This window comes from Paraburkholderia mimosarum LMG 23256 = NBRC 106338, from assembly GCF_000739815.1.
Classification (GTDB): domain Bacteria; phylum Pseudomonadota; class Gammaproteobacteria; order Burkholderiales; family Burkholderiaceae; genus Paraburkholderia; species Paraburkholderia mimosarum.
This window is the reverse complement of record NZ_BBJJ01000017.1, coordinates 70,842-85,689: the sequence shown is the minus strand read 5'-3', so window position 1 is coordinate 85,689 and position 14,848 is coordinate 70,842. Positions and strand designations below refer to the sequence as shown.

Below are 14,848 nucleotides of genomic sequence, written 5' to 3'. Positions count from 1 at the left end.
CGCGGGCTTTGTCGTTGTTGGCGCGGCGATCAGCTCAGCCGTGGTGGCGATCGTCGTGATTGCCACCGCTCGCGCGCTCCTGCGGATGAGCCGCAGGTTGCGGTTGCGGCTGCGGACGCGGTTGGGGTTGGGGTTGCGGCTGCGGGTGGAATTCCGCACGGGGCTGCGGTTGGGGTTGCGGCTGTGGATGGAATTCCGGGCGTGGCTGCGGTTGGGGCTGCGGCTGTGGATGGAATTCCGCACGGGGCTGCGGTTGGGGCTGCGGCTGTGGATGGAATTCCGCGCGTGGCTGCGGTTGCGGCTGCGGGCGGACCTCGGCGCGCGGTTGCGGTTGCGGCTGCGGGTGGAATTCCGGGCGTGGCTGCGGCTGAGCTTGCGGCTGAGGCTGCGGGCGAGCCTCGACGCGTTGCTGCGGCTGTGGCTGCGGTTGCGGGTGGAACTCCGCACGCTGTTGCGGCTGAGCATCGGGCTGCGCCTGGGGACGGAACCCGGCGCGCGCCTCGGCCTGCGGCGCCGGCCGGGCTTGCGCTTGCGGCGGCATCGGCGGAACGTGTTGCGCGGTGCCGGGCTCGGGCATCCGTTGCTGCGGTTGCTGCGGCTGCGCCTGAGGTTGCGCTTGCGCGCGTGCCAGATCACGCGGCTGCTGCATCGCGATCGCGGGCGGGCGGCTCGCCTCATTAGCGCCCGGCTGGCCACGCATAGCCATCGGCGTGTGCGGCTGCGTCCACGATGGCTGGTGGGCTTCGCCGCGCGCGCCGTTCAGCACTTGCTGAGCGGGCTGGCCCGCGGCAGGTATGCCGCCTTCCGGACGGCCGGCGAACTGCGGTGGGCGAGGCACACCATGTTCCTGCGCGGCGGCGGGCGGCGCGCCAGGCTGGCCACGTTCGGGGCCGCGCGGCATCGCATTGGCGGCCGGTGCCGCGGATTGCGGCGCGCCGGCCGGCGAACGGGGGAATCCAGCGGTCCGGCCCGCCTGCGCCTGCGCGTCGTTAGCTGGCCTGCCAGCCGCGCCAAGGACCGGCGAATGCGGCGGTACCACGCGCACGTTCTGGACGGGTTCCACACCCCGCGAGGCCGGGGAGAACGGTGAAAACGATGCGTGCGACGGCGACGAGACACGCACCACGGGCGCCCCCGCGCCCGGCACGGTACCGCCCGCATGGGCGAACCGCTGCGCCAGGTTGTCGTGGAATGCGGGCGGCGCGACCGGCGCGCGCGTGGCGACGACCTGGCGCTGATTGAGCACTGCGGGCGGCCTGTAGTCGGCGCGCCGCATGTTCGGCCCGAAGCTCCCCTTGACCGGTGCGATGCCCGGCGTGCCGGGCTCGATGCGCGCATGGCGCCATTGCTGCGGATCCACACGCTGGGCGAAGCGCGACACCGGCTGGCCATGGACGAAGGCGGTAGCGGGCACGGCCGTCACCGCGCCCGGCGCGCGATAGTTCACATAGGTGGTGTTGTGAACGTTGATGTTCGTGATGTTGACGTCGCGCCGGTAATTGTTGATGACGACGGTCTGGTTCACGCGGTCGTAGTAGTGCGGGCTCCAGCCGCCCCAGTGCGGGTGCCACGGCTCTCCCGGCCCGAGCGCGAACCAGGCGACGCCCGCGGCCGCGACGCCGCCCACCGCGAGGTTCACGCTCCAGTCGGGGCCGCCGTCTCCGCCGCCCACGAACGCGACCAGCGCCGGCGCATAGACGGGCGGCGCGCTCTCGACGAGCGGTCCCGGCACCCACGCCCACGAATCGTCGACGTAGGCCCAGCGCCCATAGTGGTAAGGCGCGAAGCCCCATGGGGCGTCATCGACCCAGGTCCAGCCCCACGGTGCCTGCCAGACCCAGTGGCCGTCGTGATACGGCGCCCAGCCCGCGGGCACCGAATTCGGCGTCCAGACTTCGCCGTACTGCGGGTCGCTGCGCCAGGTGCCGTTGTTGTCTAGGTCCTGGTAGCCGGGCACATCGCGCGAGACATAGCGCGCCGAGACCGAGCGGTCCGCGGCCGCATCGCGCGCGAGCGCCCATTGATCGAAGGCGTCCGGCGGCGGCGCTTCGTCGCTCGTCACCTGCTGCAGATCGGTGCCGGAAAAACGGATTTGCTGGCCGGCCGTCATTGGGATCTGGCCGTTTTCGCCGTAGACAGTCACGTTGCCGCTGCGCACGGTGACCGTCGTGGTGCTGCCGTCAGGGGCGACGTCCACGCGATAGTCGCCGGGGCTCGTCACGCCGAGCGCGAGGTTGGGCGTGTCGATTTCATACGAGGTGCCGGCCGGAACGTCGCGCACGCGCGTGGAAAGCGTGCCTTGCGCGACTTTGAGCTGGGCGGTCTGATCGTCGAGGTTGAGGACGTCGAGGCTCGTCTGCGCGCCGAGGCGCACGGCCGTCGAGCCGATGTGCAGTTCCGAGCGCCCGTTCGCGTCGTTCCAGAGCTGGTCGCCCGTCGTGAGCGGCCGATTGAGCTGTGCGTACGACCAGTCGCTCGCGCCCGCCGGCTCCGTGGTCACGGCCCCCGCCATGTAGTCCAGACGCGCGACGCGGCTCGGTGGATCGCCGCCCGTCGCGGTCGCCCCTTCGGGCGGCGCGGCCTGTGCAAAGATCGCGGGCGCGGCCGCGAGGTTCAGCGCGGCGAGCGCGGCAAGCGCGAACAGTGTGCGGCGGGAGGTGCGGCGAAACTGGGTGATCGTAGGCGTGCGCGTTGTCATGTTCGTTCTCCTGTCGGCGGGACCAGGCGCTTTGGCGTGTGGTCGGGCCACCCTTGCAGGGCACGGAGCGCCGGCGAATTTGCGGCGTCCCATGCAGGGCACTGTATCTGCGGGGATTGTTTCCATGCGCATGGATTTGTTAGGGCTTATGCACCATATGTAACAGAACGTGTGACTGCGATTGAAACGCCGGTTTTTTGCGCCCGGCAACGGCGATCCTCGCGGGTATTCGTCAGCCGGTTGGCCTGGTTCGACGAGCGCACTACACGCCTGCGAGCGCGTCGAACTCGCCTTGTCCCTTTGGGGTGATGCGCAGCACGCGCGGGCGGTTGGTGCGTTCGATCCAGCCGCTGAGCGTCCACGAATCGAGCAGCGCCGCGCCGAGCGCGCCGCCCAGATGCGGTCTGCGCTCGCTCCAGTCGAGGCAGGTGCAGGCGAAGCGCCGCCGGCGCGCGCGCAGCGCAGCGACGTCCACGCCCCAGGTCGCGAGGCGCGCCGCGCCCTCGGGCGTGGCTTCGAGCGTGTCGCCGTCACGCAGGAGCAGGCCGCTTCCCACGAGGCGCTCGAACACCTGCACGGCAACCTCGCCCGCCATGTGGTCGTAGCATGTACGCGCATGGCGCATCTCAAGCGGCACCGTGCGCACGGAACGCGGCTCGGGTCGTTGAGCGCTGGTGGCGTTGGCGGCGTGCGCGACATTCATGAGCGCCTCGATCGTCGCAGCGACCTCGGGCGTGGCGATCCGGTAGTAGCGATGCCGGCCGCGCACGTCGAGCGCGAGCAGTCCGCCTTCGGTGAGGCGCGCGAGGTGGCCGCTCGCCGCCGAAGGCGAAAGGCCCGCGATCATCGTGAGTTCGCCGGCGGGTCGCGCGCTGCCGTCCATGAGCGCCCACAGCATGGCGGCGCGCCCCGGATCGGCGAGTAGCGCGGCAACGCGAGCGAGTCCCGGGAAGTGACTCGATGCATCAGTGGCGGGGAGGTTCATGGCGGCTCCTTCATGGCTTGCGATGGCAGCAGATGCCGCCCACACGGCTACTGTAGAGGAACAGCGCCATCGACGTTTCAGCCTGGCATGAAGCGTCGATTGCAGCCGCGTGGCACTGGAGGTGATCCGCCTGCATCCGTACGGCGGCGCGCCCGGCGCCGCGCTAGAATCGGATCTTTCACGTTGCTTTCCCTTCATGAAACGCTTCCTGGGTCTTTTCGTCGCCGCCGCGCTCGCGTCCTTGTGCGTGGCCTGCGCGCAAGGCGGCTTGGCGCCGTCGAGCGGCGCGAGCGGCATCACGATGTACGGCACGGTCGACGAGGGCGTCGCCTTCCACAAGTGACTGGCAGGATTTGATGCCGGTTTGACGTGACTGCCAGACGCCCGCGTGGAATCATGCAAACGTCCCGTTCGCATCGACTTTGCCGCCATGTCATCTCACACTTCGCCCCATGCCGCTGCCGCACGCCATGCCGCACGCCATGTCGTGTTCGCCGTCGCCCCTGAACTCGTGCTGCTCGATGCCTGCGGCCCCGTCGAGGCGTTCTGGCGCGCGGAACTGGCGATGCGTGCAGCAAGCGGCGTTTGCGGCTCGCGCAGCACGAATCGCGCGCCAGCCAGCGCGCCATGCGCCTACCGCACGACGCTCGCCTCGGTGGCGGGCGGCGTGCTGCCGACCTTCGCGGGCCTGCCCGTCGTCACCGAGCGGCTCGACACGCTCGATCCGGCCACGATCGATACGCTGATCGTGCCGGGCGTGCCCATCGGCGACACGACCGAACTGCAACCGGAACTCGTCGCGTGGATCGCGGCTGCCGCGCCATATGCGCGCCGCGTCGCGTCCGTCTGCACGGGCGCGTTCTATCTCGCCGCAGCGGGTATGCTCGACGGCCGGCGCGCCGCCACGCACTGGCGCAACGCGGCGCAGCTCGCGCGGCGCTTCCCGCGCGTCGAGGTCGATCCCGAGCCGATTTTCATTCGCGACGAGCGTGACGCGCGCGTGGTCTGGACCTCGGCGGGCGTGTCGGCGGGCATCGATCTCGCGCTCGCGCTGATCGAAGAGGACTGCGGCCATGCCGTTGCCATGCAGGCGGCGCGCCGCCTCGTCGTGTTCATGAAGCGGCCGGGCGGCCAGTCGCAGTTCAGCGAGGCGCTAACGGCGCAGGACACCGCCGGCGGCGAGTTCGACGCGCTGCATGGCTGGATGGCCGCGAACCTGCGCGGCGAGCTGAACGTCGAGCGTCTTGCCGAGGAAGCGCGCATGAGCCCGCGCACCTTCGCGCGCCGCTATGTCGAGGCGGTGGGGCGCACGCCGGCGCGCACGGTCTCGGCCATGCGCGTGGAGGCCGCCGCGCACGCCCTCGTGCAGTCGCGCCGGCCGCTCAAGCGCATCGCGGCCGACTGCGGCTTCGGGACCGAGCAGAACCTGCGGCGCGCGTTCGAGCGGCACTACGGCGTGCTTCCGCTCGATTATCGGGCGCGGTTCGCTGCGAATTGACGAGGCGCGTCAGGCTGTTTTCCTGAGGCGGTTACGGCCGTTTGCAGACGCCAGCGTTTGTCTTATTGCCCTCGTATAATCGACGCCTCCATACCCCACGAAACGAGCCGCCCAAGCGGGAATCGCCATGAGCCAAGCCGAGATGAAGATGCCTGCCCAGCCGCTGGACCGTTCGGAAACGACGTTCCGTTTTCTCGCCGAGCCGACCTCGGTCAACTTCGGCGGCAAAGTGCACGGCGGTGCGCTGATGAAATGGATCGACGAAACGGCCTATGCGTGCGCCGCCGTCTGGTCCGGCCGCTATTGCGTGACGGTGAGCGTGGGCAACATCCGCTTTCGCCGCCCGATACTCGTCGGCAACATGGTCGAACTGCGCGCGCGCGTGGTCGCCACGGGGCGCACATCGATGCACATCCACATCACCGTGCACGCCGGCGACCCGAAGAGCGGCCAGCTGCGCCTCACCACCGACTGTCTGATCGTGTTCGTGGCCGTCGACGAAAACGGCAACCCGATTCCCGTGCCGCCGTTCGTGCCGGAAACGGACGAGCAGAAGCGTCTTGCCAAATACGCGCTCGACGTGCGCGACGCGCTCGATGCCATCGTCGAACTCAAGCCCGAGGAAGTGGCGAAAGGGCAGGTGTGAGGCGCATGCCTCATTTCCAGGCGGCGTGAACAAACGGGCGGCGAAGGTGTGAACCTCGCCGCCCGTTCTGCTTTCCGGTCTTTCGAATCAGGCTGGTTTGCCGGTGTTGCCCACCATGTCGCCCGGCTTCACCCACTCGTCGAACTGCTGTTCGGTCACGTGACCGAGCGCGAGCGCGGCGGCCTTGAGCGTGGTGCCTTCCTTGTGCGCCTTCTTCGCGATCTGCGCGGCCTTGTCGTAGCCGATGTGCGGATTGAGCGCCGTCACGAGCATGAGCGACTCGTTGAGGAGCGTGTCGATGCGCGCGCGGTTCGGCTCGATGCCCACGGCGCAGTGATCGTTGAAGCTGAGGGCGCCGTCGGCGAGCAGACGGATCGACTGCAGCACGTTGTGCGCGATCATCGGGCGGAATACGTTCAATTCGAAGTTGCCGCTCGCGCCGCCCATGTTCACGGCCACGTCGTTGCCGAACACCTGGCAGCAGAGCATCGTCACCGCTTCGGACTGCGTAGGATTCACCTTGCCCGGCATGATCGAGCTGCCCGGCTCGTTCTCGGGAATCGACAGCTCGCCCAGGCCGCAGCGCGGGCCGCTCGCGAGCCAGCGAATATCGTTGGCGATCTTCATGAGGCTCGCGGCCACGGTCTTGAGCGCGCCGTGAGCGAACACCAGCGCGTCGGCGGCGGCCATCACCTCGAACTTGTTGGGCGCGGTGACGAAGGGCAAGCCCGTGAGCTTCGCGATGGTTTCCGCCACCTTCTGCGCGAACTGCGGATGCGCGTTGAGCCCGGTGCCCACGGCCGTACCGCCTTGCGCGAGCTCGTAGAGATGCGGTAGCGCCGATTCCACGTGCCTGATACCGTGATCGAGCTGTGCGACGTAGCCCGAGAACTCCTGGCCCAGCGTGAGCGGCGTGGCGTCCTGCAAGTGCGTGCGGCCGATCTTCACGATGCCGGCGAACGCCTTCGCCTTGCCGTCGAGCGTATCGCGCAGCGTTTTCAGCGCGGGCAGCAGATGCTTGACGATGCCGTAGGCGGCCGCCACGTGCATCGCGGTCGGGAACACGTCGTTGGACGACTGGCCGCGGTTGACGTCGTCGTTCGGATGCACCTTGCGCGCCTCGCCGCGCTCGCCGCCCAGAATCTCGCTCGCGCGGTTGGCGATCACCTCGTTGAGGTTCATGTTGGTCTGCGTGCCGGAGCCCGTTTGCCACACGGCGAGCGGGAATTCGCCCGGATGCTTGCCCGCGATGATCTCGTCAGCGGCCTGCACGATCGCGCGCGCTTTGGTCTCGTCGAGCACGCCTAGCGAGAGGTTCACCTCGGCTGCGGCGCGCTTGATGGTGGCGAGCGCGGTGATGAGTTCCGGCGACTGCTTTTCGGTGGAGATGCGGAAGTTCTGCAGCGATCGCTGCGTTTGCGCGCCCCAAAGCTGCTGGGCGGGCACGGCGATTTCGCCGAACGTGTCGCGTTCCATGCGGACGTTTTCGTTGCTTGCGGTCATTTGATGCTCCGGTGATTGAGGCGGCGCGGCTTGCTCGTGCTTTCGCTGCTCTCGCACGGCATGCGAAGGCGCCGCTTTCGTGACGGGTTCGGTTGCGCGTGGTGGCCGGGCTCGCCGGCGCGGCGCCAGACGAGACGAACGCGATGAAAGTGCATGCCCGGCTGCCGCAAGGCAACAGAGCGATGAAGACGGCTTCGCGGCTCGCCCGACGGCGGACGGTACGACTCACCGACGGCTCGCGCGGCGGACAGCGCTCACGGCGCGTTCACAACTGGCTGTCGACCGGCAACAGCAAGAATAGCCCGGTTAGGACATTCCTGTAGAAACCCGCACCAGGGTCGACGTTGAAGGTGCGGAGCATGCCGTCCTCCTCGTCGGTCCAGACGAGCGGCGAATTGACGGGCGTGCCGGTGAGTTGCGCGCGCTGCGCGGGCGTCGCGAGCGTCACGCGGTAGCTCACTTCCGGCGAGGTGGCGCGCTTGAACAGGCCGGCCACGTCGTGAGCGATGGCCGCGCTTTCGATCGTGAGCGCGAGTTCGGTGTTGAGCCTCGCCGAGCGCGGATCGAGGTTGAGCGAGCCGATCACGAGGGTGCTCTCGTCGATCACATAAGCTTTTGCGTGCAGGCTCGCGCGCGAGCGCGAACCGACAACGCCTAAGGGCCGCTCGTCCGTGTGCTCGAACTGTCGCGGCCCGAACTCATAGAGTTCGACGCCGGCCCTGAGCAGCGGCACCCGGTACGGGCTGTAGCCTGCCTGGACGGCCACGGCGTCGGTGGCGGCGAGCGAGTTGGTCAGGATCGCCACGCGCACGCCGCGCGCGGTCAGCGCCCGAAGCGTCTCGACGCCCGCCTCGTGCGGCACGAAGTAGGGCGAAAAGACCAGCACGCTGCTGTGAGCCTGATGGATGCGCTCGAGCAGCGCCTTCATGGCGTCGCCGAGCTGGCCTTGCTCGGCGCCTGCGATCTTGCCGGGCGAGTCGGCCACGAACGTCCATTTCGCCCAGACGAGCCCGAGGCCGTTCTCCGCGATCTGCTGCGCGAGCGGCGTGGCGTTGAGCGGCTTGGCGTTGTACGGCTCGGCGCTCTCGCGCCAGTGCTTGCGCAGGTCGTCGCGCGCGGTGTCCAGATCGTGCGGCGCGAACTTCTGATGATTGAGCACGTTCAAGGGGTAGGAGACCGGGCTGTTCCAGTACTCGTCGAAGCTTGCCGAAACGCTTTGCGCGACCGGCCCGGCCGAGAGCACGTCGAGATCGCGGAAGTCGATCGTCGGGCTGGCGCTGAAATATTCGTCGCCGAGATTGCGGCCGCCGACGATCGCCATCTCGTTGTCCGCGATCGTCGCCTTGTTGTGCATGCGGCGCGTGAACTGGTCGACGTTCGTGAAGAAGTTGCGCGTGCGCAGGTACATCGACTCGCCCGTGCTGCCGTACGGATTGAACACGCGGATCTGGATGTTGGGATGGCTGTTGAGCGCGGCCATCAGGCGGTCGATGTCGTGGAAATTCAGGTCGTCGACGAGCATGCGCACGCGCACGCCGCGATCGGCCGCGTGAAGCGCCGAGCCGAGCAGCAGCTTGCCGGTGGTGTCTTCGTTGGCGACGTAGTACTGCATATCGAGTGTCTTCGTCGCCGCGCGCCCGAGCGCGACGCGCATTTGCAGCGAGTCGGTCCCGGTGGCCAGCAGGCGAAAGCCGGATTGGCCGGGATGCGCGGCTTCGGGTGCGGCTAGCGCGGCACCGAGCGGCGTGGCTGCCGCTTCGGCCGCAGTCAGCGCGGCGCTCGTTTCACGCGGATAGTCGGTGGCGGGCGGCCGTGTTGCGCAGCCCGCGACGAGCGCGAGGCAAGCGAGCGCGAACCGGGCCAGCATCGGCGGCGAGGCCGAGCGTCGGGTAACGGCTTCGGACGGGGCAGGATGCACGGGCAAGCGGATCCTCCAAAGCGGCACGCCGCGTGGGGCGTTATGGTTCGCTTTCATTGCACGGCTTCACGAAGTATTTACGGGAAGCCGCTCGCGGGACTTGCGCAGGCGAACATGCTGCTACCGCAATTTTCGGGCCGAAGCGATAAGGCGCGCTGGGGACGCATGGCGGAGGCAGTTCGAGCCTGTGTTTATCGCGCACGCCGCGCCGCTTTGCCAACCGGGGCAACGCCCGGCAGGGCGGCAAGCGGCAAGAACTCGCGCTTGCCGGGCATCGCGCCGAGGCCTGGCTCTGCGTGCGCACTATCGAACCGGCAGGGCGCGCCGCCGAGCGGACGCTTCACTCCACGCGGTTCGCATTGGCGGCGGGGGCCAGCACGTGCTGGCTCATGCGATGAAAGCGCCACGTCATGAGCACGGCGACGCTGGCGAGCCCCGCCGCAAGGCCCCACCAGAGTCCGAGTGCACCGAGACCGAAGCGGAACGCGAGTGCGTAACCGAGCGGAAAGCCGATGCCCCAGTAGCCGAGCGTGGCCGCGAGCATGGGCACGCGCGTGTCCTTCAGACCGCGCAGGCAGCCCGAGCCCACGGTTTGCGCGCCGTCGACGATCTGGAAGATGGCCGCGACGCCGAGCAGCGTGGCGGCGAGCCCGACCGTGTGGGCGTTGGCCGGATCGTCGAGATGCAGGTAGAGCCCGACGATCCAGTGCGGCGCGAGCACCATCACGAGCGCCGAGAGCGACATGAAACCCACGCCTAGCCCCAGCGCGACGAAACCCGCATGGCGTGCGGCGCGCGGCGCGCCCGCGCCGGCCCAGTAACCCACGCGCACGTTGGCCGCCTGACCGATCGCGAGCGGCACCATGAAGGTGACGGAGGCGACGTTAAGCGCGATCTGGTGCGCGGCGAGCGGCGTCTCTCCGAGCAGGCCGGCGAGCAGGCCGGTGGCGAGAAAGAGCGTCGCCTCCACGGCGTAGGTGATCGCGACCGGCCAGCCGATCGTGAATAGCTCGCCCATCAGCGGCGCCGTGGGCCGGCGCGCAATGACGAAATGCTGGTGCGACGGCCGCAGGTGCAGCAGCGCCATCAGCACGAAGGCGGTGAGCCACACCGTGATCGTCGTCGCGACCGCCGAGCCGAGAAAGCCGAGGCGCGGCAGGCTCCACATGCCGTGGATCAGCCCGTAGTTGAGAAAGCCGTTGATGAACACGCACGCAACCGACACCCAGAGAAGCCGTCGCGCCGCGCCGATGGCGGGCAGGAACGAGCGCATGAGCCCCACGCCGATCAGGCTCGCGGGCGCGCCCCAGCGCAGCACGGCCGTGTATTCGCCGATGTGGTGGGCGAGCAGCGTCGGCTCGCCGAGCGCGCGCAGGATCGGCTCGGCAAACGAGAGCAGCGCGAAGGCCGGCAGCGAGAGCAGCAGGGAAAGCGCGAAGCCGGTCCAGTAGATGTGCGGCACCTGGCTTTCGTTGTCGGCGCCGCGCGCCTGCGCGACGCTCACGCTCACCGAGGTCAGCACGCCTTGCAGCACCGTCACCACGACGAAGAACAGATTGGCGCCGAGGCCGCCCGCGGCGAGCGCGTCGGCGCCGAGCGAGCCGAGCAGCACCGTGTCGGTGACGCTCATCGCCATTTGCGAGAGCTGGGCGATCGCGAGGGGCGCGGCGAGGCGGGCGGTGTCGGCGGCGTGGCGGCGCAGCGTGGGGGGCGCGGAAACGGCGCGTCGGGAGAGCGTGGCTCGAGTCATGAAAAGCAAGCGGCGCGAATGGGTCGCGCCGCACGGCCTGGTTTGTCTGTCGAAAGTGAAAGCTTATTGCTAGACAGCGGCCTTGTCGATCCGAATGCTCAAATATGGTGCATAGCTGGCGTCTGGGCGCAAGTCCGGTCGAGGCTCCCGCGGTGCCTCTGTAGGTGCCTCACTCAGCCGCCTTGATGGCGATGCGAGTATCGCCCAGCAGCACGGCCTGGCCCGCGCGGATCTTGCACGTCTTGCGCAGCTCGACTTCGCCGTCGACCTTCACGGCGCCCGAGGCGACGATCTGCTTGGCCGAGCCGCCGCTATCGGCGAGACCTGTGATCTTCAGGAGGTTGTGCAGTTCGACGTAGTCGCCGGTCAGGGTGAAATCGATGTTGGGCATGGCGGTCTGGAAATTCGGGCGCGCGGCAAGCGCGCGAAGCGGTGAGCATCATAAGCGATGGCGAGCCCCCGCGATACGCGGCTGCTGGTACTGGCGGCGTCGACCGCGGGCGCTGGGCTCTGCGGGTAGCCTGGCGCGGCGGCGTCGGGGGCAGCAGGCGCTGCCGCGCTGTCCCTAAATCCCGCCAGATCGCTGCATAATCAGGCGCTTGCCGATCCGAGGTGTATGGATATACAGTATGCGTCGCTCCCCTTCGATTCGCCACGTTCATCTCCCCGCGTCCGCCGTGTCCACTGTTTCCGTTGCCGATCCCTCCTCAGTCTCCGTCGCCCTGGACGATGTTGTCCAATCGGGCGCCGATGCGGCCAACGCCGTTTCCGCATGGCTCGCAAAGCTCAACGAAGCGCAGCGCGAGGCCGTCGAGCACGGCGGCGAAGCGGGCTATGCGCCGGGCTCGGCGTTGCCGGGGCCGCTGCTCGTGATCGCGGGCGCGGGCTCGGGCAAGACGAATACGCTGGCTCACCGCGTCGCGCATCTGATCGTCAACGGGGCCGACCCGCACCGCATCCTGCTCCTCACGTTCTCGCGCCGCGCCGCGCAGGAGATGACGCGGCGCGTGGCGCGCATTGCCGCCGGTGCGCCGGGCGCGGCCGCCGCGCTCGCGCAGGGCCTCACCTGGGCAGGCACGTTTCACGGCGTGGGAGCGCGCCTGTTGCGCGAATACGCGGATCACATCGGCCTCTCGCCGGCGTTCACGATCAACGATCGCGAGGACTCCGCCGATCTCATGAACCTCGTGCGCCACGAACTGGGTTTCTCGGCGAAGGAAAAGCGCTTTCCGTCGAAATCGACGTGTCTTGCGATCTACTCGCGCGCGGTCAACACGGGCGACTCGCTCGCCAACGTGCTCAATCGCTCGTTTTCGTGGTGCCTCGAATGGGAGCCGCAGCTGCGCGCGCTGTTCGCCGCCTACGTGGGCGCCAAGCAGAAGCAGAATGTCCTCGACTACGACGACTTGCTGCTCTACTGGGCGCACATGGCCGCCGAGCCGGCCATCGCCGCCGATCTGGCCGGCCGCTTCGACCATATCCTCGTCGACGAATACCAGGACACCAATCGCCTGCAGGCCTCGATTCTCCTTGCGCTCAAGCCCGATGGCCGGGGCCTCACCGTGGTCGGCGACGATGCTCAGGCGATCTACTCGTTTCGCGGCGCGACCGTGCGCAACATCCTCGACTTCCCGGCACAGTTCGATCCGCCCGCGCGCCAGGTCACGCTAGAGCGCAACTATCGCTCGACGGAGCCGATCCTCGCGGCCTCGAACGCCGTGATCGATGCCGCCGCCGAGCGCTTCACGAAGAACCTGTGGACCGACCGCGCCTCGCAGCAGCGCCCGCGCCTCGTCACGGTCGCCGACGAGGCCACCCAGGCGCGCTACGTCGTCGAGCAGATTCTCGAAGCGCGCGAGGCGGGGATGAAGCTCAAGCAGCAGGCGGTGCTGTTTCGCGCCGCGCATCACAGCGCGACGCTGGAAATCGAGCTCGCGCGGCGCAACATTCCGTTCGTGAAGTTCGGCGGGCTGCGCTTTCTCGATGCCGCCCATGTGAAGGACGTGCTGGCGGTGTTGCGCTGGGCCGAGAATCCGCTCGACCGCGTGGCGGGCTTTCGCGTGACACAGTTGCTGCCCGGCGTCGGGCCCGCCAACGCGGCGCGCCTGCTCGACCAGGTGTCCGCCTGCACGGGCGCATATCGCGCCGCCGAGGCGCTCGCCGCCTTCGCGCCGCCCCCGCGCGCGGCCGAGGACTGGCCCGCGTTCGCCGCGCTGATCGACAGCCTTTGCATGCGCTCGACGCCGTGGCCCGCCGAGTTCGAGCGCGTGCGGCGCTGGTACGAGCCGCATCTGGAGCGCAATCACGAAGACGCCCAGGTGCGCCACGCCGATCTGCTGCAGATGGAGAGCATTGCGAGCACTTATGCCTCGCGCGAGCGCTTTCTCACCGAACTCACGCTCGATCCGCCCGACGCCACGAGCGCCGAATCCGCCGACCCGTTGCTCGACGAGGACTATCTGATCCTCTCGACCATCCACTCCGCGAAAGGGCAGGAGTGGCGCAACGTGTTCGTGCTCAACGGCGTGGACGGCTGCATTCCGTCGGATCTCGGCGCGGGCAGCGACGAGGAGCTGGAAGAGGAGCGGCGTCTGCTCTATGTCGCAATGACACGCGCGAAGGAGGATTTGCACATCGTCGTGCCGCAGCGTTTCTATGTGCACAACCAGGTGGCGTCGGGCGACCGGCACGTGTGGGCGTCGCGCACGCGCTTCATCGCCACGCCCATGCTGCCGCTGTTCGAATCGCGCGCGTGGCCGCCCGCGCCCGTGGCGAGCGCGCCGAGCGCGGCGGGACTTGCCGCCGCCGCACAGGCGAAGGTCGAGATCGCCGCGAAGCTCAGGAAGATGTGGGACTAGCGGGGGCCCGCCGAAGCGGGCACGAGAGGCGGCGCGCCGCGCGGGGGCACGCCGTGCTGGACGTTCAGCGGGGCGCCGGAGTGAGCGCCCGCCTTTTTCTCGCGGGCGCGCCGGCGCTCAGCGCGACTGCTCGCGCGCGGTGCTGCGCGGCGGCGGCGTGAAGAAGTTGCGCAGCCAGGCGGCAAGACGCGTGAACACGTCGTCGGGTTCGTCGACGAAGATCTCGGGCTTGAGCAGCCGCAAATACTCCATGATCTGCTGCGCTTCCTGTTTCTGGAACGCGCCATGCGTGATGCCGAGCCGCAACAGCCCGCGCAGTTCGCCCAGACGCTCGCGCGCCGCGCTGCCGCTCGCCTGCTCGCAGCCGATCTTCGCTTCGTACACACGCTGGCGCAGCGATTCCGCAAGCCGCCACGCAGGTGTCTGCATCGATTCCTCGAGCGCCTGGATGTCCTGCACGCTCGACTTGATCTGCGCCGCGAGCGGATCGATCAGCGAGTCCTCGCCCTGGGCTTCCGTCACGATGGCCGCCGCCCAGTCGCGGCACTGCTTCGATAGCTCGTCGGGCGTCCACTCGGGGCGCGAGGCGAAGCCGAAGCCGAATTCGCCGGCCTGACACAGCAGGATCGAGACGACCTCGGGAAACTCCTTGTCGAGCGTGCGCTTCGCCCATGCGTACTGGCCGCCCTGCAGAAGCCGCTGCACCGCGTGCTCCGTGAGCGGCGTCATGTTGTCGAGCAGCTTCGCGCGCAGGTAATCCTCGAATTCCGGCGTGGCGAACTGCGGGTCGAGCTTGAGCGAGACGCGCAGGAACGCGTCGAAGTCCTTGCGCAGCGACGCAAGCGTTTCGTCCTTCAGTTTGAGGGTGATTTGCCCCATGTGGTTGCCCCGGTGTAATCCTTATCCCTACTCGCGCGCTCTCGCCGTTCGAGCACGGGCCTGCCACAGCGGGCCTCGACGGGTTTATCGGCGGGGCGGGGTAAAACTTGAGC

11 protein-coding genes are annotated in these 14,848 nt (G+C 68.7%); 4 read left to right on the top strand and 7 right to left on the bottom strand.

The window, feature by feature from the left end; all coding sequences use genetic code 11:
• Window positions 1–34 precede the first annotated feature (34 nt).
• Together BMI01S_RS14895 and BMI01S_RS14890 are read right to left on the bottom strand one after the other, a co-directional pair.
• Window positions 35–2,698 (bottom strand): DUF6600 domain-containing protein, encoded by a 2,664-nt coding sequence (locus BMI01S_RS14895; RefSeq protein ID WP_028231344.1) that lies wholly within the window; start codon window positions 2,696–2,698, stop codon window positions 35–37.
• 262 nt (window positions 2,699–2,960) lie between these two features.
• Window positions 2,961–3,683, bottom strand: coding sequence for an ArsR/SmtB family transcription factor (locus tag BMI01S_RS14890; RefSeq protein WP_028212902.1), 723 nt, complete (start codon window positions 3,681–3,683; stop codon window positions 2,961–2,963).
• 109 nt (window positions 3,684–3,792) lie between these two features.
• Here BMI01S_RS14890 and BMI01S_RS14885 point away from each other — a divergent pair, with 109 nt between their 5' ends.
• The 3 genes from BMI01S_RS14885 to BMI01S_RS14875 all read left to right on the top strand — a co-directional run bounded on the left by BMI01S_RS14885 (window position 3,793) and on the right by BMI01S_RS14875 (window position 5,827).
• The gene (locus BMI01S_RS14885) at window positions 3,793–4,026 is read left to right on the top strand and encodes a hypothetical protein (protein ID WP_036019577.1); all 234 of its coding nucleotides are present in this window, start codon (window positions 3,793–3,795) and stop codon (window positions 4,024–4,026) included.
• A gap of 87 nt (window positions 4,027–4,113) precedes the next feature.
• Window positions 4,114–5,181 carry a GlxA family transcriptional regulator gene (locus tag BMI01S_RS14880; protein WP_042289674.1) on the top strand — a complete coding sequence of 356 codons (1,068 nt, stop codon included), beginning with the start codon at window positions 4,114–4,116 and terminating at the stop codon, window positions 5,179–5,181.
• Between the two features lie 142 nt (window positions 5,182–5,323).
• Window positions 5,324–5,827, top strand: a complete 504-nt coding sequence (locus BMI01S_RS14875; protein WP_407669032.1) for an acyl-CoA thioesterase — start codon at window positions 5,324–5,326, stop codon at window positions 5,825–5,827.
• Between the two features lie 87 nt (window positions 5,828–5,914).
• On the opposite strand, the gene fumC is transcribed toward BMI01S_RS14875, so the two are convergent.
• The 4 genes from fumC to BMI01S_RS14855 form a co-directional block, all read right to left on the bottom strand.
• Complete coding sequence (fumC, locus tag BMI01S_RS14870) at window positions 5,915–7,303, bottom strand: class II fumarate hydratase (protein ID WP_028212904.1); 1,389 nt, start codon at window positions 7,301–7,303, stop codon at window positions 5,915–5,917.
• Window positions 7,304–7,595: 292 nt separating this feature from the next.
• Complete coding sequence (locus BMI01S_RS14865; RefSeq protein ID WP_081716078.1) at window positions 7,596–9,305, bottom strand: phospholipase D family protein; 1,710 nt, start codon at window positions 9,303–9,305, stop codon at window positions 7,596–7,598.
• Between the two features lie 283 nt (window positions 9,306–9,588).
• A complete protein-coding gene (locus tag BMI01S_RS14860; protein WP_028212906.1) occupies window positions 9,589–10,998 on the bottom strand; it encodes an MATE family efflux transporter in 1,410 nt (469 codons plus the stop codon).
• 169 nt (window positions 10,999–11,167) lie between these two features.
• Window positions 11,168–11,389: an RNA-binding S4 domain-containing protein gene (locus BMI01S_RS14855; protein WP_028212907.1), complete on the bottom strand. Its 222-nt coding sequence runs from the start codon at window positions 11,387–11,389 to the stop codon at window positions 11,168–11,170.
• 331 nt (window positions 11,390–11,720) lie between these two features.
• On the opposite strand from BMI01S_RS14855, the gene BMI01S_RS14850 reads away from it, so the two are divergent.
• On the top strand, window positions 11,721–13,856 hold the full coding sequence (locus tag BMI01S_RS14850; protein WP_028212908.1) for an ATP-dependent helicase: 2,136 nt from the start codon (window positions 11,721–11,723) through the stop codon (window positions 13,854–13,856).
• Window positions 13,857–13,973: 117 nt separating this feature from the next.
• Here BMI01S_RS14850 and BMI01S_RS14845 read toward each other — a convergent pair whose 3' ends face one another.
• A complete protein-coding gene (locus BMI01S_RS14845) occupies window positions 13,974–14,735 on the bottom strand; it encodes a DUF4088 family protein (protein WP_028212909.1) in 762 nt (253 codons plus the stop codon).
• Window positions 14,736–14,848: the final 113 nt, after the last annotated feature.